A 19,319-nucleotide genomic window follows, 5' to 3' on the forward strand; every position below is an offset into this window, starting at 1 on the left:
TCCGTCAAGCGATTCCGTAGCAGTTTGGTATCTTAGCCACGAAATCCCTTGTCGTAGGCTCTTTTCTCTGTCAGAGTCGCGACATCCTAGCTACCTCAACAGGAGGTCAACGGTGACCACCCGTCTCCAGAACTTCGTGAACGGGAAGTTCGTCGACGCCGCGAGCGGCCGTTTCTCCGACGTCGTAGACCCTACGACGGGGGAGGTCTACGCCCAGGCACCGGTGTCGGGTCAGGAGGACGTCGACGCCGCGTACGCCGCCGCGACGGCCGCCTTCGAGACGTGGGGCCAGACGACGCCGGGTGAGCGCGCGGCGCTGCTGCTGAAGGTCGCCGACGCGATCGAGGCCCGGGCCGACGAGATCAACGAGGCGGAGTGCCGCAACACCGGCAAGCCCCGGGCGCGCATGGCCGAGGACGAGACCCCGATCGCCGCGGACCACTTCCGCTTCTTCGCCGGTGCGGCCCGCACCCTGGAGGGCCCGACCTCCGGCGAGTTCATGGCCGACCACACCTCCGTTATCCGGCACGAGCCGATCGGCGTCATCGGCCAGGTCACGCCGTGGAACTACCCGATGATGATGGCCGTGTGGAAGATCGCCCCCGCGCTCGCGGCGGGCAACACGGTCGTGCTCAAGCCGTCCGACACCACCCCGGCCTCCACGCTGAAGCTGGCCGAGATCCTCGGCGACGTCCTGCCCGCCGGTGTCTTCAACGTCGTCACCGGCGACCGGGAGACCGGCTCGCTGGTGGTCGGCCACCCGGCCGCGAGCATGGTCGCGATCACCGGCTCGGTGGGCGCGGGCATGGCGGTCGCGAGGACCGCCGCCGACGACGTCAAGCGGGTCCACCTGGAGCTGGGCGGCAAGGCCCCGGTCGTGGTGTTCGACGACGTCAAGGACATCAAGGCCGTCGCCGAGGGGATCGCCGGGGCGGCCCTCTACAACGCCGGTCAGGACTGCACCGCCGCCTGCCGCGTGCTGGTGCACGAGAGCATCCACGACGAGTTCGCCGCGGCGCTGACCGAGGCCGCCGCCGCCACCAGGCTGGGCGGGCTCGACGACGAGGACGCCTACTTCGGCCCGCTGAACAACGCCAACCAGCTCGCCCGGGTCGAGTCGTTCTTCGAGCGGCTTCCCGGGCACGCGACGGTCCTCACCGGCGGCGCCCGCGTCGGCGACAAGGGCTACTTCTTCGCCCCGACGGTGGTCGACGGGCTGCGGCAGGACGACGAGATGGTGCAGGACGAGATCTTCGGCCCGGTCATCACCGTCCAGACGTTCACCGACGAGGCCGACGCGCTGGCCAAGGCGAACGGCGTCCGCTACGGCCTGTCGAGCTCCGTCTGGACCTCCGACCACGGGCGCGCGATGCGGATGTCCAAGCGCCTCGACTTCGGCGTGGTCTGGGTCAACACCCACATCCCGTTCGTGTCCGAGATGCCGCACGGCGGCTTCAAGCACTCGGGCTACGGCAAGGACCTGTCCGTCTTCGGGCTGCACGACTACACCCGCGTCAAGCACGTGATGCACTACATCGGCGAATAGGTTCCCCCGGCGCGAGCCGTACGACCTATCGATAAAGAGGGATAAGCCTGGAATGACAGATATCCAGGCGGGCCCGGGGGCGGCGGTCGCCGCCGCCCCCGGATCAGGCAGCGTGCCCGCCATCGAACTCGACAACGTGGTCAAGGAGTACGTCTCGCACGGCGAGGTCGTACGGGCGGTCAAGGGCGTGAGCCTCGCGATCGCGGAAGGGGAGTTCTTCTCCCTCCTCGGGCCCTCCGGCTGCGGCAAGACCACCAGCATGCGGATGATCGCCGGGTTCGAGGACCCCACCCAGGGGGTCGTCAGGCTCCACGGGGAGGACGTCACGCACGTCCCGCCGAACAAGCGTGACATCAACATGGTGTTCCAGTCGTACGCGCTGTTCCCGCACATGAACGTCTGGGACAACGTCGCGTTCGGGCTCAGGCGCAGGAAGGTCCCCGACGCGGAGATCAGGCGCCGCGTCGGCGAGATCCTGGAGGTCGTGGACCTCACCGGCCGCGAGAAGCGCCGTCCCAAGGAGATGTCGGGCGGCCAGCAGCAGCGCGTCGCGCTCGCCCGCGCGCTGGTCAACCGGCCCCGCGCGCTGCTGCTCGACGAGCCGCTCGGCGCGCTCGACCTCAAGCTCCGCCAGGCCATGCAGATCGAGCTCAAGCGCATCCAGCGCGAGGTCGGCATCACGTTCGTCTACGTGACGCACGACCAGAGCGAGGCGCTGACGATGAGCGACCGCATCGCGGTCATGAACGACGGCCTCGTGGAGCAGCTCGCCGACCCCCGCGAGATCTACGAGCGGCCCGCCAGCACGTTCGTCGCCGGCTTCATCGGCACCTCCAACCTGTTCGGCGGCACCGTGCAGCAGGTGAGCGGCGACACGGCCGTGCTCGCCCTCGGCCCGAGCGACCGGATCCTCGTCCCGGCCGACGGCGCGCTCTCCGCCGGGCAGACCGTCGATCTCACCGTCCGCCCTGAGAAGATCAAGCTCGCCAAGGAGCAGCCGGAGGGCGACCTCAGCGTCGTCCGGGGGACCGTGGCCGAGGTCGTCTATCTCGGCACGTACAACAGCTACGTCGTGGTGCTCGGCGACGGCGCCGAGATCACGGTGTTCGAGCAGAACGCGAACGACAGCACGATCACCGCCGAGCGCGGCGACGAGGTATGGCTCTCCTGGCAGCCCCGGCACTCCTACGCGCTGAGGTAAAACCCCGAACTCCCCGGAGCACACGAACCCCATGAACCATCCCCACGGGAAGGACCCCGCCTTCCTCCGCGGCATGACCCAGCGCCGGCTCGGCAGGCGCGACGCCTTCCGGCTCGCGGGGCTGTCGGCCGCCGGGCTCGCCCTCGCCGCCTGCGGCGTGAAGGGCAAGGGCACGGCCAAGCCGACCTCCTCCGCGCAGGCCCAGTCCGAGGTGGAGGCGTACTGGTCGGGCAAGACCAAGAACGGCCACGTGGACTTCGCCAACTGGCCGCTCTACATGGATCCCAAGCAGCCCGAGCTCAAGCAGTTCACGAAGCAGACCGGGATCACGGTGACCTACAAGGAGGTCATCCAGGACAACCCGAGCTGGTTCGCCAAGATCCAGCCGCAGCTCGCGGCCGGGCAGTCGATCGACTACGACCTGATGGTCGTCACCAACGGCCTGCACTTCACCCAGCTCGTGCAGCTCGGCTACCTCGTCCCGCTCGACCACGCCAAGCTGCCGAACTTCACGGCCAACGCCGGAGAGCGGTACAAGAACGAGTCGTTCGACCCCGGCAACGTCTACAGCATCCCGTGGGCGTCCGGCATGACCGGCATCGCGTACAACCCGAAGTACGTCGACACGCCGCCGACCAGCATGGCCGACCTGTGGAACCCGAAGTACAAGGGCAAGGTCGGCATGATGTCCGACTCCCAGGAGATCGCCAACTTCGGCCTGTTCGCGCTCGGCATCGACCCCGACAAGTCGACCGAGGCCGACTGGGAGAAGGCCGCGGCCAAGCTCCAGGCGCAGCGCGACGCCGGCATCGTGCGCAAGTACTACGACCAGGCGTACATCGACCCGCTGGCCAAGGGCGACATCTGGCTCACGATGGCGTGGTCGGGCGACGTCTTCCAGAAGAACGTCTCCGACGGCACGGACCTGAAGTTCGTGCTCCCCAAGGAGGGCGCGACCATCTGGACCGACAACATGATGATCCCGAAGACCGCGGCGAACCCGGTCGACGCGATCACGCTGATGGACTTCTTCTACGACGTGGACGTCGCCGGGAAACTGGCGGAGTACATCAACTACGTCACCCCGGTCCCGGCCGCCAAGGACGTCATCGCCGCCGACGCCGCCAAGGCCACCGGCGAGGACAAGAAGCTCCTCGACATGGTCGCGGGCAGCGAGCTGGTGTTCCCGACCGACGACGACTACGCCAGGCTGCGCAGCTACAAGAACTTCGCGACGCCGCAGGAGCAGAAGAAGTTCGAGTCCATCTTCCAGGCGATCACGACCGCATGAGCAGGCTCAGGGCTTCGCTGACGCCGTACGCGCTGCTCTTCCCGGGCACGCTCTGGCTGGCGATCTTCTTCGTCATCCCGACGGTGGTCATGCTGTCGCTGTCGCTGCAGTCGGGCGACGTGGTCAACGGCTACGCGTTCACGTTCAACTGGCACAGCTACGTGGACGGGATCAGCACCTACCACGACCAGATCATCCGGTCGCTGGTGTACGGCCTGGCCTCGACGCTGATCCAGATCGTCATCGGGTTCCCCGTGGCGTACTGGATCGCCTTCAAGGGGGGTAGCCGCAAGTCGGTCTACCTGTTCATGCTGCTGCTGCCGTTCCTCGTGTCGTTCGTGCTGCGCACCATCTCCTGGCAGTTCTTCCTGTCCGACAACGGCCTGCTGCTCGGGCCGCTCAAGTCGGCCGGGCTGGTGCCGCAGGACTTCCACATCCTGGCCACGAGCGCGGCGGTGATCGGCGGCCTGGCCTACAACTTCCTGCCGTTCATGATCCTGCCGATGTACGTGGCGCTGGAGCGGATCGACCCGCGGGTCCTGGAGGCCGCGCAGGACCTGTACGCCAGCAAGGCGCAGACCTTCCTGCGGGTCGTGCTGCCGCTGTCGCTGCCGGGGGTGTTCGCCGGAGTGCTGATGACGTTCGTCCCGGCCACGTCCGACTACGTCAACGCGTCCGTGCTCGGCGGCACCAGCAACACGATGGTCGGCAACGTCATCCAGAACCAGTTCCTGATCAACCAGGACTACCCGACCGCCTCGGCGCTGTCGTTCACGCTGATGGCCCTGCTGCTGGTCGGCATCTTCGCGTACGCGAGGGCGCTCGGCACCGAGGACGTGCTGGAGGTGGCGGCGCGATGAAGCGTGGCCTGCTGCGGGGCCGCGGCCTGCAGATCTACACCTGGCTGGTGATCGCGTGGCTGGTGCTGCCGATCGCCGTCATGATCCTCTTCGGGTTCAACGACACCCACGGCCGGTTCAACACGAGCTGGCAGGGCTTCACGCTCAAGTGGTACGGCAAGCTGTTCGAGATCGGCGACCTCACCCAGGCCCTGGTGAACTCGCTGGTCATCGCCGTGCTGACGATGCTGGTCGCCGGGGTGCTCGGGTCGCTGATCGGGCTGGCGCTCGGCCGCTACCGCTTCCGCGGGGCCGGGGCGATGAACCTGGTGATGTTCGCGGCGATCTCCTGCGCCGAGATCGTGATGGGCGCGTCGCTGCTGTCGCTGTTCGTCACGCTCGCCGTGCCGCTCGGGTTCTGGACGATCGTGATCTCGCACGTGATGTTCTCGATCTCGTTCGTGGCCGTGACCGTGCGGGCCCGGGTGATGACGCTGGACGCCTCTCTGGAGGAGGCGGCGCGCGACCTCGGCGCCGGGCCGTGGACGACGTTCCGGCTGGTCACCCTGCCGATGATCTTCCCGGGCGTGCTGGCGGGCTCGATGCTGGCGTTCGCGCTGTCGATCGACGACTTCGTCATCACCAACTTCAACTCCGGCGGCACGGTGACGTTCCCGCTGTGGATCTGGGGCGCCACCCGTGTCGGCATCCCGCCGCAGGTGAACGTCATGGGCACGCTGATCTTCGCGGCCGGCGTGCTGATCGCCCTCGGCAACGCCCTCCTGGCCCGCCGCCGCGCCAACGCCTAAGAAGGAAGTGGAATTCGTGGTTCCGTCGAAGGCGCTCGCCGACGCGGAGCGCAGGCCGTACTGGCTCGACCGGCCGCTCGCGCCCGAGCCGCTGCCGCCGCTGACCGGAGACGTCACGGCGGACCTCGCGGTGATCGGCGGCGGCTTCACCGGGCTGTGGACGGCTCTGATGGCCAAGGAGCGCGACCCCTCGCTCGACGTGGTCCTCCTGGAGGGCCGCGCGGTCGGGTGGGCCGCCTCCGGCCGCAACGGCGGGTTCTGCGCGGCGAGCCTGACGCACGGGCTCGGCAACGGCCGGGACCGCTGGCCCGCGGAGATCGCGACGCTGGAACGGCTCGGCCGGGAGAACCTCGACGAGATCGAGCGGACCCTCTCCCGCCACGGCGTCGACTGCTCCTTCGAGCGGACCGGCGAGCTGCGTGTCGCCACCGAGGAGTGGCAGCTCGCCGGGCTCGACGAGGAGGTCAGCGCGGCGGCCTCGCTCGGCGTGCGGCTGGAGCGGCTCGACCGGGAGCGGGTGCGGGCCGAGGTCGACTCCCCGACCTACCTCGGCGGGGTGTGGGACCGCGACGGCGTCGCCATGGTCGACCCGGCGCGCCTCGCCTGGGGGCTGCGCGACGTCTGCGTCCGGCTCGGCGTGCGCGTCTTCGAGCACACGCCGGTGCGCTCGCTGCACGACGACGGCACGGCGTTGGAGCTGGGGACGCCGAAGGGCCGCGTCAGGGCCGGGCGGGTGGCGCTCGGCACCGGCGCCTTCCCGCCGCTGCTGCGCCGGCTCAGGCACTTCCTGGTTCCGGTGTACGACTACGCGCTGATGACCGAGCCGGTGCCGGCCGACCTCCTCGCGGAGATCGGCTGGCGGAACCGCCAGGGCGTCGGCGACTCGGCCAACCGGTTCCACTACTACCGGCTGACCGACGACAACCGCATCCTGTGGGGCGGCTACGACGCCGTCTACCACAACGGCGGCCTGGTCAGGCCCGAGTACGACCAGCGCGACGCCACCTTCGAGAAGCTCGCCACCCACTTCTTCGAGACGTTCCCGCAGCTCCACGGCCTGCGCTTCACCCACCGCTGGGGCGGTGTCATCGACACCTGCAGCCGGTTCAGCGCCTTCTTCGGCACGGCGTACGGCTCCCGCCTCGCCTACGCGGCCGGATACACCGGCCTCGGCGTGGGGGCGGCCCGCTTCGGCGGCAACGTGATGCTCGACCTGCTGCAGGGGCGTCTCACCGAGCGGACCGAGCTGGAGATGGTGCGGCACAAGCCGATGCCCTTCCCGCCCGAGCCGGTGCGGTCCGGCGTCATCCAGCTCACCCGCTGGTCCATCGCCCGCGCCGACGAGCACGAGGGCCGCCGCAACGCCTGGCTGCGCACCCTCGACGCCTTCGGCGTCGGCTTCGACTCCTGACGCGGCGCCTCCGTCACCGGTCGTGGACCTCCAGGAAGTGCCGGTTGTACATCACGCCGAGGACGTTGCCGAAGGGATCGACCACGGAGGCGGTGACGAAGCCCGGGCCGTGCTCCACCGGCTTCTCGTACGTCGTGGCGCCGAGGGCGAGCAGCCGTCCGAAGGCGGCCTCCACGTCGTCCACGGCCCAGTAGACGACCGCGCCCGCGGGCTCGTCCCGCCGGGGGCCGGGGGCGAAGCGGCGGTCGACGATGCCGAGCTCGTCCTCGTCGTCGCCGATCCGGAACTCGGCGTAGGCGAGCGTCTCCTCGACGGAACGCGTGAAGTACGGCTCGATGCCGAGCAGTCCGGCGTACCAGCGGACGGCGGCGGTGACGTCGTCGGCGTAGAAGCTGACGGTGGTGAGGCCTCGCAACATCGGAATTTCCCTTCTCAGTGGGTGATGCCTCAATCCTCCGACGTGAAGTGCTCACCTTCTGAGCACTTTTCCGGGCAGAATCGGGAACCGTGCGTGCCGACCGTCTCGTCGCCGTCCTGCTGCTGATGCAGGCTCGCGGCCGGGTGACCGCGGCCGAGCTGGCCGTGGAGCTCGAGGTGTCCGTGGCCACCGCCCGCCGGGACCTGGAGGCGCTGTCGGCGGCGGGCGTCCCGGTCTATCCACAGCCGGGGCGTGGCGGCGGCTGGTCGCTGGTCGGCGGCGCCCGCACCGACCTGAGCGGTCTGTCGGCGCCCGAGGCGCAGGCGCTGTTCCTGCTCCTCGGCCCGGCCGCGGCCGGGTCGGCCGAGGCCGGAGCGGCGCTGCGCAAGCTCCTGGCGGCCCTGCCCCGGACCTTCCGCGCCGACGCCGAGGCCGCCCGCGACGCGACCCTGGTCGATCCCGTCCCGTGGGGGGAACGCGACCGCCCGCGGCCCGAGACGGTCGACCTGCTGCAGACCGCCGTGGTGAGCCGTCGCAGGGTCCGCCTGACCTACGCCGGCCCGAAAGCGGAACCCGCGGAGCGGCTGGTCGACCCGTGGGGGCTGATCGACAAGGACGACGTCTGGTATCTGCTGGCGGGAACCGACCGGGGACGGCGGACCTTCCGCGTCGACAGGATCGTCCGGGCCGAGGTGACCGGCGAGACCGCCGAACGCCCTACCGGCCTCGTCCTCACCGCCGCCTGGCAGGAGGTCGTCGACGAGATCGAGGGGCGGCGTTCGCGCACGTGGGCGACTGTGCTCGTCGAGGAGCGGTTCGTGCCGGTCCTGCGCGACCGGTTCGGGCGGCACTGCCACACCGACGGTGACGTGGGGGGACGCGTCCGGGTGCGCCTCGCCGCCCCGACCCCGCTCGACCTCGCCCGTCACCTCGCGGGGTGGGGCGCCCTGATCGAGGTCGTCGAGCCGCGCTCCGTCCGGGACGAGCTCGCCCGCATCGGCGCCGAACTCGTCGCCCGCAACTCCGGGCCGGAGCCGGTCTGAACGATCGGGGCGACGGCGCAGTCCGGTTCCGTTCACATCAGGTTCGCGCGGGGGTCCGTACGTTTCCCGCATGCGAAGATTCTTTGCCGGATTCCCGGCGGGACTGACCGTCGTCGCCCTGCTCCTGACGGCGTGCGGCGCCGGGCCGAGCCGGCCGGCGCGTACGCCCGAGGCGTCCGCGTGCGACCCCGCGCTCGGCCGCGCGTTCGGGGCGTGGGCGAAGGCGGGGTTCAGCGGGTCGGTCGCGATACTCAGGGACGGCGCGTTCGAGTGCCGCGCCGCGTACGGCATGGCCGACACCGGCGCCCACCGGCCGAACACGCCCGGCACGGTGTTCAGCATCGGCTCGGTGACCAAGGCGGTCACCGCGGCCGCGATCCTCCGGCTCGCCGACGAGGGGAGGCTGTCGCTCGACGACCGGGTGGGCGCGATCCTGCCGCGGTTGCGCGGCCCGGTGGCCGACGCGACGATCAGGCAGCTTCTGCTGCACACCAGCGGCCTCAACGGGACCCACGGCGGCGACTACGAGCCGCTGTCGCCGGACGCGGCGCTGGCCGCGATCGGCAGGTTAAGGCTCGCCTTCCCGCCGGGCACCGGGTACGTCTACTCCAACGCCGGATACACCCTGCTGGCCCTCGTCGTCGAACGCCTGTCGGGCCGCGGCTACCGGGACTACGTGACCTCCACCGTCCTGCGGCTTCCCGGCGGGCGTACGGCGGGCGGCTTCTGGGACGGGAGCCCGGCCGCGCCCGGCCCGAGAGCGGTCGGCTACCTCGACGACGGGAAGCCGGGCCATCGGGGCGGCTTCGCCGGTCCCTACTGGGGCGTGGAGGGCAACGGCGGGCTGGCGATGACCGTGCCCGACCTGGCGGAGTGGACGTACGCGCTGTTCACCGGCCGGGTGGTCACGCCCGCGTCGGCCGAGGTCATCGCCCGCGCGGGGTGGCCGCGCGGGGACGGCAGGTCGGAGACGCCCGGCTGGGTCGCCTTCGACCGGTCGGTCTACGGCGAGCGGTTCCTGAGCACCGCCGGCGGCGGTGGCGACGTCGGCCACAACGCGGTCGTCGCCTGGGTCCCGGCCCAGCGGCGCGTGGTCGCCATCGCGTCGAACACCGCGGCGCTCTCGGCCGAGGCGCTGCTGCGGGCGGTGGGACCCGCGCTGCTGGCCGGACGCCCGCTGCCCGCGCCCAGCGCTTCCGGCCCTGCCGCCACTCCTGCCCGTGGCGGGGATCTCGCGGCTATGGTCGGGACGTACCGGCTGGAGAGGGGAGGCGAGTTCCAGGTGTCCGCCGAAGGGGGCAGGCTGACCGTCTTCGCGACCGGGGCGAGCGCGGTCCGCGCGCTGGCCCCGCCCGGGGCGGAGGTCACGGAGGCGGCGCTGCGCGCGCACGAACAGCGGGTGCTGGCGCTGCTGAACGGCCAGACCCAGGAGGGCCGCAGGGAACGGGCCTCGCTCGAAAAGGTCTTCGGCGCGGTGTCGGGCCTCACGCTCGCCGGCACGGTCGCGAAGGGCGCCGACACCCGCACGTACGTCACGCTCACCACCGGCAAGGGCCCGGTGCTCGCCTGGTACGCGGTCAACGAGGAGGGCGGGGTGATGGCCGCCCAGATCCCGGCGAAGCCGCCGGCGTTGACGCTCGTGCCGTCGGGCGGCGCCGGGCGGTTCCGCCCGGACGATCCCACCGGCGCCGGCCCCCGTGTGGAGGTCGCGTTCGAGGGCCGCCGCATGACCGTCACGGGCGCACCGGGCGCCGTCACCGCCGAGCGGTCCGGCTGACCCGCCGTGCGCGTGCTCCTCGTCGAAGACGACCCCGAGCTGTCGGAACTGGTCGCGCTCGGCCTGCGCAACGAGTCGTACGCCGTGGACGTGGCGGCGACGTACCTCGAGGCCGAGGAGTCGCTGCGGGTCACCTCCTACGACGTGGCCTGCCTGGATCTGGGCCTGCCCGACGGCGACGGCCTGGACCTGCTGCGCCGGCTCGGCGGCGACGCGCACCTGCGCCGCCCCCGGCGCACGCTCGTCGTCACCGCCCGCGACGCCGTCGGCGACCGCGTCGCGGGGCTGGACGCGGGCGCCGACGACTACCTGGTCAAGCCGTTCCACTTCGCCGAGCTGGTGGCCCGGCTGCGGGCGCTGGGCCGCCGCGGCGACCAGCACGGCACGCTGCTGCGGGTGGGCGACCTGGAACTCGACCCGGCCACCCACCGGGCCTGGCGGGCGGGCTCCGAGCTGGAGCTGACGTCGCGCGAGTTCTCCCTGTTGCGCTACTTCATGCACCATCCCGGCCGGGTGCTGTCGGCCGAGGACCTGCTGGAGCACGTGTGGGACGCCAACGCCAACCCCTTCACCACCTCGGTGCGGGTGATCCTCAGCCGGCTGCGCAGGAAGCTCGGCGACCCGCCCGTCATCACCACCGTCACCGCGGCCGGTTACCGCCTGGAGGGGCCGTGAGGCGGCAGTGGCAGTGGCGCTCGCTGCGCGTCCGGCTGGCCGTGCTCGCCTTCCTGGGGTTCTACGTGCCGCCGCTGCTGCTGTTCGGCGTGGTGCTGCTGACCGACACCGAGACGACCGCGCAGGCGCTCAACGGGGCCGAGCACGTGCGCAGCGCCTCGGCGCATCGCTCCCCGTGGGTCTCCTGGACCATCCTCGCGCTCGCCCCGGCCGCCGCCGCGGCGGCCTGGTGGTGGGCGGGACGGGCCGTCGCGCCGATCAACCGGATCCGCGCCGTGGCCGGGGACATCGGCGGCACCGATCTGAGCCGCCGGATCGGGCTCGGCCGCGGTCCGCTGGAGGTGGTGGCGCTGGCCGCCGAGTTCGACGCGATGCTGGACCGGCTCGCGGCGGCCGCGACGACCCAGCGGCGGCTGCTGGAGGAGACGAGCCACGAGCTGCGCAGCCCGCTGTCGGTGCTGATGGCCAACGCGGAGGTCCTGCTCGCCCACCCCGAGCCCACCCTTGAGGTCTACCGCGACGGCCTGCGCCGCTCGGGGAGCGTGGCCGGGCGGTTGCGGGCGACCGTCGACGACCTGCTGACCGAGGCCCGCGGACGCGCCCGTACGCTCGACCGCCGCCCGGGCGACCTCATGGAGGTGGCGCGTGACGTGCTCCGGCACGCCGAGGTGCTGGCCGCCGGAAAGCGGATGACGCTTCGTCTGGAGGGCCCGGCGGAGGCCATGTGCCCGGTCGACGAGGCCACGGTGACCCGCGCCCTCGCCAACCTCGTCGACAACGCCGTGCGCTACGGCCCGGAGGGCACGCCCGTGACCGTGGAGATCGGCCTCACCCCCGGCCTGGCCGTGGTCACGGTCGCCGACCGGGGGGCGGGCATCCCCGAAGAGGAGCGGGAGCGCGTGTTCGAGCGGTTCTGGCGCGGCCACGGCGACGTGCCCGGCACCGGCCTCGGCCTGCCCATCGCCCGGCAGATCGCCCGGGCGCACGGCGGCGACCTCACCGTCACGTCCGGCGCTCCGTCTGGCTGTGTCTTCCGCCTCACCCTGCGCCGGCCGCGCGGCCAGACGAATCGGTGAGTCCGGGCGGTGTGTCAGGCCGTGATGTCAGGCGGCGAGGCGGCCCTGGCCGGCGGTGAGCCAGCGGAGGGGGTTGTCGTGGGTGACGAGACGCAGGGTGCCGTCGTCCACCCCGGCGGCCCGCAGGGCCGGCACGACCGAGGAGAACAGCCGGCCGTACCCCTGCCCGCCGTAGCCGGCCAGGTGCTCGCGCAGCCGTACGCCGCTGCTGACCAGGATGCGCTCGGCGTGACCGGCGTCGAGGAGGGTGAGCACGTCGTCCGCGCAGGAGACGCTCACGTACGCGCCGGTCTCGGCGATCTTGCGCTGGGCCGGCGTGTCGGCGCCCGGGGCGCTGAGCCGCTGGGCGGGCACGTTCTGGGAGAGCAGCAGTTCCAGCAGTTCGAGCCCGCCCGCGGCCACCGGGAGGTCGGTGCGCAGCGAGGCGCGGGCGGCGGCGGTGACCGCCCGCTCCTCGGCGGGGGTGGGCGTCTCACCCCACGACGCGGCGACGATGACGCCCGGCCGGGCGCCGGTCCCGTCCAGCCCGGCGCCGATCTCGTGGAGGAGGTCGGCGGTCAGGTCGTCGACGCCGTACCGGGTGATCGCCGCGCCGGCGAACGGCTGGGGGGCGAAGCCGGTGGCGGCGACGATCGGGACCCGCGCGGCCATGGAGATCCGGGCGAGGGACGCGGGGTCGCGGGCCATGCCGATGCAGCTGTGCTCGACGACGAGACCCAGCGCCTCGCCCCTGCCGAGGTCCTTGAACTCGGCCAGCACATATCGCTCCTCGTCCAGCCACCGGCAGGGATCGGAGTCCACGCCGATCCCCCAGCGGGTGTCGGTGCGCAGGTGCTCGTGGGGGAGCACCGGCCCGTCGATCTCGGAGACGGGAAGGGCGCCGGTGACGGTCTGGATGCGGGGGAAATATGCGCCGGACATGAACGGACATTAACTCATTTTTTGTCAAAACCCTTCGGGATCATCAGATTCTTTACCTCTCTTAAGGTTTGGTCAGCTCATCGTCCGGCCGCCGTTGACGGCGAGGCGCTGCCCGGTGACGAACCGCGCGCCGGGCGAGGCCAGGAAGGCCACCGCCTCGGCGATGTCGAGCGGCACGCCCATGTGACCCAGCGGCACGTCGCGCAGATAACCGGTGTAGTCCTCGGGCGGCACGTCCGCGTGGCGCTCCACCGGGATCCAGCCGGGCTCGACCGTGTTGACGGTGATCCCGTACGGCCCCAGCTCCCGCGCCCACGACCGGGTGAGCCCGTGCATCGCGGCCTTGGCCGAGACGTAGTGCCCGAACTCGGCGTTGCCGAGATCGGAGACCTCGCTGCCCACGTTGACGATCCGGCCCGAGCCGGCCTCGCGCATGCCGGGCAGCACGGCCTGCAGGAGCAGCAGGGGGGCCTTGACGAAGAAGCGGAGCTGGCCGAGGTGGTCGTCCCAGGTCTGCTTCTCCACCGGCATCATCGGCTGCGGGCCGGTGGCGTTGTTCACCACCACGTCGACCCGCCCGAGCTCGGCCACGCCCTCCCGTACGGACCGCTCGTCGGTGACGTCGAACCGGGCAGGGGTCGCCGAGCCGCCGGCGGCGGCGATGCGGTCGGCGACGGCGGAGGCTCCGGCGGTGTCGTTGGCGTAGTTGACGGCGACGTGCCAGCCGTCGGCGGCGAGCCGTTCCGCGATGACGGCGCCGAGCCCTCGCGAGGCGCCGGTGACAAGTGCGATTCCCATGGGAACCGTGCCTATCACACGATCTCACGGGCATGATGGGGCGCATGGATCAGATCGCCGCACTGGTCGACCGCGCCGAGATCGTGGACGTGGTGACCGCAGTCTTCGACACCGTCGACGCAAAGAACTGGCCGGTGTGCCGGGAACTGTTCGACGACGAGGTGGACGCCGACTTCACCAGCCTGAACGGCGGGGAGCCGGCCCGGATCACCGCCGACGCCCTCGTGGACGGCTGGCGTACCGGCCTGCACGCCCGCAAGCAGAGCTTCCACACCGTGAGCAACTTCGCGGTGACCGTGGACGGCGCCGAGGCGCACGTGACCGCGAAGGGCTACGCCTACAACGTGCTCGACGAGGGGCTCGGCGGCGGCCTGTGGGAGGTGTGGGGCGTCTACCGGCTCGGGCTCGTACGGCAGGCCGAGGGCTGGAAGGTCACGGCCCTGACGTTCGACGCCTGGCACACCCGGGGCGACGAGGCGGTGCGCGCCCACACGATGGACTGAAATCCAGCGACAGTCCGGGATCGCGGTCGCGATCCGGACGGGCAGGGTGTGCCGGCTGAACTCTCCTGCTGAACCCCGCCTGAACCCCGCGCCTGAACCCCGCGCCTGAACCCCGCGCCTGAACCCCGCGCCTGAAACCCGCGGCCTCGCCCGGCGCACGCCGGGCGAGGCCGCGGCCGTCGGGGGCGAAATAAGCCGTTGTCGTGTATCGGGGGTCCGTGCCTCAGCCGGGGGAGGCGCGGCCGGTCAGGAGCCTGTCCAGCCCGTCCAGCAGACAGCGGAGCCCGAACTCCAGGGGCTCGTCCGTGGTCTGGGAGTACCCGCCCCCCTCGATGGCGGCGACCAGGGCCGGAAAACGGTCGCCGTGCCGGCGGAGCCGTTCCCCGAGATCGGCCGACCACTCGTCGACCCGTAGCCGATCGGCACCCGTGGTGTACTGCGCGACGCTGCGGACGTGCCCGTTCACGAGCAGGAACGCGTCGTGCTGCTCGACCGGCGTGAAACCGGCGTCCGCGAGTACGGCGAGCGCGGCGTCCAGCCAGCCCAGCTCGTTCGGGCCCATGACGCGATTGCCGCCGGTGGCCGCGAGCAGCCAGGGGTGGCGCACGTAAAGCCGCAGGCACCGGCGGGCCCATTCCGCCAGCCGGTCGCGCCACCCGCCCGGCACCCCGCCGAGGTCGGGGCGGTCGCCGATCGCGGTGTCGATCATGAGGGCGACCAGCTCCGCCTTCCCCGGCACGTACCGGTACAGGGACATGGTCGTGAAGCCGAAGGCGGCGGCGATGCGCTGCATGGAGACGGCCGCCAGCCCTTCGGCGTCGGCGATCTCGACGGCGGTCCCGGTGATCCGGTCGACGGACATGCTCGGCTTCGGGCCCCGGCTGGGCCTGCCGACCGTTCCCCACAGAAGGTCCATGCCGCGGGCCGGATCGCCGGCGCCCTTGTCACCTTTCGCCGCCACCGGCCCTCCTGGTTCTCCTTGCGCCCGTGCCAAGAACTGTATATAACATAGACAAACAGTGTGCGGCATAAACAATTGGCTGCGTGCCGCCGCATGAGCAGAGGAGCTGGGCGTGATGAGCAAGCTGGCGGGTAGGACGGCGCTGGTCACCGGTGGTTCGCGGGGCATCGGCCGGGCGATCGCCCAGCGCCTGGCGGCGGACGGCGCGTACGTCGCCGTGCACTACGGGCGTGACGAGTCCGCGGCCACGGAGACGGTCGCCGAGATCGAGCGGGAGGGCGGTCGCGCCTTCGCCGTCCGGGCGGAGCTCGGCGTGGCCGGCGACGTCGACACGCTGTTCGCCGGGCTGGAGGAGGGCCTGGCCGGGAGGTCGCTGGACATCCTGGTCAACAACGCGGGCGGCACGATGGGCATGGGCTCGATCGACCGGACGACCCCCGAGGAGTTCGACCGGCTGATCGCGCTCAACATGCGCGCGCCGTTCTTCATCATCCAGCGGGCGCTGCCCCTGCTGAGCGACGGCGGACGCGTCATCAACATCTCGTCCGCCGACACGCGCATCGCCATCACCCACGAACTCGCCTACTCCATGGCCAAGGGCGCGATCAACGTGCTCGGCCGGACGCTGGCCCACGCGCTGGGCGAACGAGGGATCACCGTCAACACGGTGGCGCCCGGCGTGACCGACACCGAGGCGAACGCCTGGATCCACTCCAGCCCGGAGTTCGAGGCGCTCACCGCGGCGGCCTCCGCGCTCAACCGCATCGGCCGGCCGTCCGACATCGCCGACATCGTGGCCTTCCTCGCCTCCGACGACGCCCGCTGGATCACCGGCGACCTCATCGACGCCACCGGCGGCACGTTCCTCGGCCCCCGCCTGTGACCACCCGCACGGGCCCGGGCGTCACTCAACCGGTGACCGCAGGGGCCTCCGTGTGCAGCCGCCGCAGGACCCGGCGGAACGCCCAGACGGACGCGAGGAAGGCGATCCCGGTGATGACCGCCACGGCGGTCGTCCGGACCAGCAGGTAGGTGCCGATCGACTGGTGCAGCAGCAGCCAGATGCTCACGCTGGAGTTGACCAGCAGCACGAACGCCCACAGCAGCGTGATCCGGGCGAAGAACCGCTGGACGCGCTGGTGCCGCAGCACGAAGGACGGCAGGTGGATGTAGTCGAGCGTCAGCTTCTCCACGAGGGGGCGGCGCATCCGGACGGACGCCAGCAGCACCATGCTGATCACGATCGTGCCGAGTTCCGGCTGGATGAAGTAGACCACCGCGCTGCCGCTCCACAGGCCGAGCACCGTCCGTACGGTGATGGCGATGGCGGCGAAGATCATTGTGCCGGGCACCGGCTGGCGCCGCACCAGGCGCCACAGCACGCCGAGGTAGACCCAGGAGATCGCGGCCATCAGCGCGCCGCGCAGGCCGAGCACCGCGAGCGCCGCGTAGAACACGGCGAGAGGGGCCACCACGCCTTCGAGGAGCCGGGGGACCGCCTGTTTGATCAGGGCGGTGAGCCTGGGCATGGCGAAGGGCGTGTGGTTCATGACACTCCAACGGGCCGGCGGGGGAGACCGACGCTGTAGTTGGCAAACGCGCCTACCCGGACATCGCGGTCGGAAACGCCCAGGGAAGGTGTTGCATCGGTGGCTTACCGTACCTGACGGTACGGCCTTGACGGGCCGGAAGCACTGAGCGAGGCGACGTCCGATACCGATGCGGCATGTCATTTGAGAGTCCGCCGAGGAAACGATTGCGCTGGTCGCCGCTTCGTCGCGCGCCTCGGGCCGCTCTCTCCACGGACGCGGACGCGGGTTACGGTGACGGGATGAATACGGGATTCGGGTACTTCGCAACTCATGATGCGGTTCGTCCGGATACGCTCGCGCGTCTCGTGGAGCAGCGCGGCCACGAGGCGCTGCTGTTCACCGAGCACACGCACATCCCCGTGCCGCCCGGCGGCGAGCCGCCGAAGGACGCGCGGGGCGGCGAACTGCCCCGGCGCTACCGGATTCGTCCGCAGTGCTCCGGCCTTCAGGACTCCGTTGGTAAATCCGCAAATCGGGCTTGGTGATCAGGCTGTGAGGGCGAGGTCGGTCAGGCGGGATGTGCGGGTTGCGCCGAGTGGGGACTCGGTGAGCCAGGCGTCCATGCGGGTGATGTTGATGGCTGCGGCGGCGAAGACGTGGCCGAGGCGGGTCTTGGATAACCCGATATATCGGGTCCGGCGGATGCCGGTACGGCGGACGGCTTGGGAGATGGTGCTTTCCACTCCGGCGCGGATGTCGTAGCGCTGTTTCCATTCCGGGGTGAGCTGCTGCTGGCGTCGCTGGTCGAGGACTTCTTGCTGCTCGCAGGGCAGCAGGGTGAGGTTGTGCCCGTAGCGGCCCTTGGGCGAGGCCCGGGTGCAGGCCGGGCGCAGCGGGCAGGGACGGCAGTCGGTGGCGGCGAACTGGACCCGGCTGATCGGGGTGCCGCTGGATTTGACCTGGCCGGACCAGCTGATGCTGACAGCGCCCTGCGGGCAGATCACCTTGCACCGGTCCCAGTCGACGGTGAAGGCGCTTTGGGACAGGCCCGGCCCCTCACCGTCCGCAGTGCCGTGGTGGGTGTCGGCTCCGACCGGCCCCACCAGATCGATCCCATGTGTGTCGCGGGCGGTGACGATGTGCGCGGCGGTGACGTACCCGGCATCCACGACGTGCTCGGCGGGCAGCAGCCCGCGTCCTGCCATCGCCTGGTGGATATCCGCGGTGACCTCGGTGTCGGTGACTGTGGCATCCGTGGTCAGCACGCTAATGATCAGGCGCGGCGCGTCCGGCTCACACGTCTCGCTCAGGTGGACTTTGTAGCCGCACCAGCCCGCGCCGCGCTTGAGGCCGTAGCGGGCATCGAGATCCATAGGGCGAGGACAGCCGCTGTCTGGCCGGCGGGAGGTCTTTGCCCTCCCGCCAGCGCACCCCCTCCTGATCGCGGTGATACTGCTCGATCCAGGCCCGGGCAAGCACCTGGACAGCCGGGATCTGGCGCAGCCAGCCAGGGGAGGCAGGGGCGTGGACCGCCTCCAGGAGAGCGAAACCGTCCCGGCCGACCTGTTCGGCCCACTCCTGGCGGGCGTTGTCCCCCCTTGGGAAGCGATAGGAATCGACCCGGGCCCCATAGCGGTGGACCCATTCGCTGGTGATCACCGCCTCCAGCCACTGAGGGGCGGCCGCCGCCAGCGCCTCCAGCGCGGCCCGCAGGGTTTCCCCGACGAATTCCATCCGGTTCAACGTCCGCACCGCGGCCAGCACGTGCGTGGAATCGGTGCGCCGACGGCCGCCGGACCGCAGCAACCCCACCTCACTGACCCGCTGAAGGATCACCTCGAGGATCCTGTCTTCCAGGCCATGCTCGATCAGACGGGCGCGAAAGTCGCTCAGGACGGAAAAGTCGAAGCCGGGGTCATCCAACTCCAGCCCGAGCAGATACTTCCAGTCCATAGGCGCCCGCACCTGGTCGGCGGCCTGTCGGTCGGTCAGCCCCTCCGCGTACTGCAGCACCGAGACCAGCGCTCCTGGCGAGACCGCCGGACGGCCACGGCGGGAGAATGCCTCGGCGAAGGACTCGTCAGCGAACAACGGCCCGAGCGCTTCACGCACCCGAACAGCCAGTGCGCCCTTCGGGAATGCCGCCCGCACCACCCGCGCAGTCAACTCCGGCACCCCGTGATCATTTCGGGCATCCAGCGACACTGTCCCACCTCCGGCAACGATCGGCACACCGATCCTGCCCGCCACCACCCGACAAGAGGGGGATTTGCGGATTTACCAACGGAGTCCTTCAGGCCGGGGGTGAGGAACCCGACCACAGCTTGTTCGCCCGGTAGTAGTGGCGGGCCGGTTCGGGGAACTCGGTCCACATCCGCCGGAAGGACACCCCTTTTCACAGAGTTGACAAGGCGGGACAGGGCGACCTTGGGCGGGAGGTTCACCAGCAGGTGCACGTGGTTGGCCGCGCCGGTGAACTTGGCCAGTTCGCACTCGAAGTCCGCCCAGACGTCCCGCA

20 protein-coding genes and 1 pseudogene are annotated in these 19,319 nt (G+C 71.0%); 13 read left to right on the top strand and 8 right to left on the bottom strand.

Translation table 11 applies throughout. From position 1 onward, the window contains the following. Positions 1-112 precede the first annotated feature (112 nt). The 6 genes from Mam01_RS30765 to Mam01_RS30790 are packed head-to-tail and all read left to right on the top strand — an operon-like array spanning position 113 to position 7,097. Entirely contained in the window at positions 113-1,546 is a 1,434-nt protein-coding gene (locus Mam01_RS30765) for a gamma-aminobutyraldehyde dehydrogenase (protein ID WP_239101753.1), read from the top strand. Between the two features lie 52 nt (positions 1,547-1,598). Next, on the top strand, positions 1,599-2,747 hold the full coding sequence (locus Mam01_RS30770) for an ABC transporter ATP-binding protein (RefSeq protein ID WP_204288689.1): 1,149 nt from the start codon (positions 1,599-1,601) through the stop codon (positions 2,745-2,747). 31 nt (positions 2,748-2,778) lie between these two features. Continuing rightward, on the top strand, positions 2,779-4,038 hold the full coding sequence (locus tag Mam01_RS30775; RefSeq protein ID WP_204288690.1) for a polyamine ABC transporter substrate-binding protein: 1,260 nt from the start codon (positions 2,779-2,781) through the stop codon (positions 4,036-4,038). Continuing rightward, a complete protein-coding gene (locus tag Mam01_RS30780) occupies positions 4,035-4,898 on the top strand; it encodes an ABC transporter permease (RefSeq protein WP_111701947.1) in 864 nt (287 codons plus the stop codon). Before Mam01_RS30775 ends, Mam01_RS30780 begins: the two co-directional genes overlap by 4 nt. Further along, positions 4,895-5,686, top strand: coding sequence for an ABC transporter permease (locus Mam01_RS30785; protein ID WP_204288691.1), 792 nt, complete (start codon positions 4,895-4,897; stop codon positions 5,684-5,686). The genes Mam01_RS30780 and Mam01_RS30785 overlap by 4 nt, the downstream gene beginning before the upstream one ends. Before the next feature lie 16 nt (positions 5,687-5,702). Beyond that, the gene (locus Mam01_RS30790) at positions 5,703-7,097 is read left to right on the top strand and encodes an NAD(P)/FAD-dependent oxidoreductase (protein ID WP_204288714.1); all 1,395 of its coding nucleotides are present in this window, start codon (positions 5,703-5,705) and stop codon (positions 7,095-7,097) included. Positions 7,098-7,110: 13 nt separating this feature from the next. Here the strand turns inward: Mam01_RS30790 and Mam01_RS30795 are convergent, their stop codons facing one another. Continuing rightward, entirely contained in the window at positions 7,111-7,515 is a 405-nt protein-coding gene (locus Mam01_RS30795) for a VOC family protein (protein ID WP_204288692.1), read from the bottom strand. Between the two features lie 89 nt (positions 7,516-7,604). Here Mam01_RS30795 and Mam01_RS30800 point away from each other — a divergent pair, with 89 nt between their 5' ends. The 4 genes from Mam01_RS30800 (at position 7,605) to Mam01_RS30815 (ending at position 12,086) form a co-directional block, all read left to right on the top strand. Beyond that, a complete protein-coding gene (locus Mam01_RS30800; RefSeq protein WP_204288693.1) occupies positions 7,605-8,558 on the top strand; it encodes a helix-turn-helix transcriptional regulator in 954 nt (317 codons plus the stop codon). Positions 8,559-8,628: 70 nt separating this feature from the next. Then, positions 8,629-10,335, top strand: coding sequence for a serine hydrolase domain-containing protein (locus Mam01_RS30805; protein ID WP_204288694.1), 1,707 nt, complete (start codon positions 8,629-8,631; stop codon positions 10,333-10,335). 6 nt (positions 10,336-10,341) lie between these two features. Continuing rightward, positions 10,342-11,010 (top strand): response regulator transcription factor, encoded by a 669-nt coding sequence (locus Mam01_RS30810; RefSeq protein ID WP_204288695.1) that lies wholly within the window; start codon positions 10,342-10,344, stop codon positions 11,008-11,010. Further along, positions 11,007-12,086, top strand: a complete 1,080-nt coding sequence (locus Mam01_RS30815; protein WP_204288696.1) for a HAMP domain-containing sensor histidine kinase — start codon at positions 11,007-11,009, stop codon at positions 12,084-12,086. The genes Mam01_RS30810 and Mam01_RS30815 overlap by 4 nt, the downstream gene beginning before the upstream one ends. Before the next feature lie 27 nt (positions 12,087-12,113). On the opposite strand, the gene Mam01_RS30820 is transcribed toward Mam01_RS30815, so the two are convergent. Both Mam01_RS30820 and Mam01_RS30825 read right to left on the bottom strand, forming a co-directional pair. Next, positions 12,114-13,007, bottom strand: a complete 894-nt coding sequence (locus tag Mam01_RS30820) for a phosphotriesterase family protein (RefSeq protein WP_204288697.1) — start codon at positions 13,005-13,007, stop codon at positions 12,114-12,116. Between the two features lie 72 nt (positions 13,008-13,079). Then, the gene (locus Mam01_RS30825; RefSeq protein ID WP_239101754.1) at positions 13,080-13,805 is read right to left on the bottom strand and encodes an SDR family oxidoreductase; all 726 of its coding nucleotides are present in this window, start codon (positions 13,803-13,805) and stop codon (positions 13,080-13,082) included. A 44-nt stretch (positions 13,806-13,849) separates the two neighbouring features. Between Mam01_RS30825 and Mam01_RS30830 the strand changes: the two genes are divergently transcribed. After that, positions 13,850-14,308 (top strand): nuclear transport factor 2 family protein, encoded by a 459-nt coding sequence (locus Mam01_RS30830; RefSeq protein WP_204288698.1) that lies wholly within the window; start codon positions 13,850-13,852, stop codon positions 14,306-14,308. 223 nt (positions 14,309-14,531) lie between these two features. Here the strand turns inward: Mam01_RS30830 and Mam01_RS30835 are convergent, their stop codons facing one another. Then, the gene (locus tag Mam01_RS30835; protein ID WP_204288699.1) at positions 14,532-15,269 is read right to left on the bottom strand and encodes a TetR/AcrR family transcriptional regulator; all 738 of its coding nucleotides are present in this window, start codon (positions 15,267-15,269) and stop codon (positions 14,532-14,534) included. Between the two features lie 115 nt (positions 15,270-15,384). Here Mam01_RS30835 and Mam01_RS30840 point away from each other — a divergent pair, with 115 nt between their 5' ends. Beyond that, positions 15,385-16,152 carry an SDR family NAD(P)-dependent oxidoreductase gene (locus tag Mam01_RS30840; RefSeq protein ID WP_204288700.1) on the top strand — a complete coding sequence of 256 codons (768 nt, stop codon included), beginning with the start codon at positions 15,385-15,387 and terminating at the stop codon, positions 16,150-16,152. 25 nt (positions 16,153-16,177) lie between these two features. Here the strand turns inward: Mam01_RS30840 and Mam01_RS30845 are convergent, their stop codons facing one another. Then, positions 16,178-16,819 (bottom strand): VC0807 family protein, encoded by a 642-nt coding sequence (locus Mam01_RS30845; RefSeq protein WP_150940329.1) that lies wholly within the window; start codon positions 16,817-16,819, stop codon positions 16,178-16,180. Positions 16,820-17,100: 281 nt separating this feature from the next. Here Mam01_RS30845 and Mam01_RS30850 point away from each other — a divergent pair, with 281 nt between their 5' ends. Continuing rightward, the gene (locus tag Mam01_RS30850) at positions 17,101-17,346 is read left to right on the top strand and encodes a hypothetical protein (protein ID WP_204288701.1); all 246 of its coding nucleotides are present in this window, start codon (positions 17,101-17,103) and stop codon (positions 17,344-17,346) included. On the opposite strand, the gene Mam01_RS37875 is transcribed toward Mam01_RS30850, so the two are convergent. The 3 genes and pseudogenes from Mam01_RS37875 to Mam01_RS30865 all read right to left on the bottom strand — a co-directional run. Continuing rightward, on the bottom strand, positions 17,347-18,174 hold the full coding sequence (locus tag Mam01_RS37875; protein ID WP_204288702.1) for a transposase: 828 nt from the start codon (positions 18,172-18,174) through the stop codon (positions 17,347-17,349). Continuing rightward, a complete protein-coding gene (locus Mam01_RS37880; protein ID WP_204288703.1) occupies positions 18,095-19,006 on the bottom strand; it encodes a transposase in 912 nt (303 codons plus the stop codon). The genes Mam01_RS37875 and Mam01_RS37880 overlap by 80 nt, the downstream gene beginning before the upstream one ends. Positions 19,007-19,194: 188 nt before the next feature. Then, positions 19,195-19,319, bottom strand: a pseudogene (locus Mam01_RS30865) (transposase); the annotation flags it as partial.

Origin of the sequence: Microbispora amethystogenes, assembly GCF_016863015.1 — a bacterium.
GTDB classification, from domain to species: Bacteria; Actinomycetota; Actinomycetes; order Streptosporangiales; family Streptosporangiaceae; genus Microbispora; species Microbispora amethystogenes.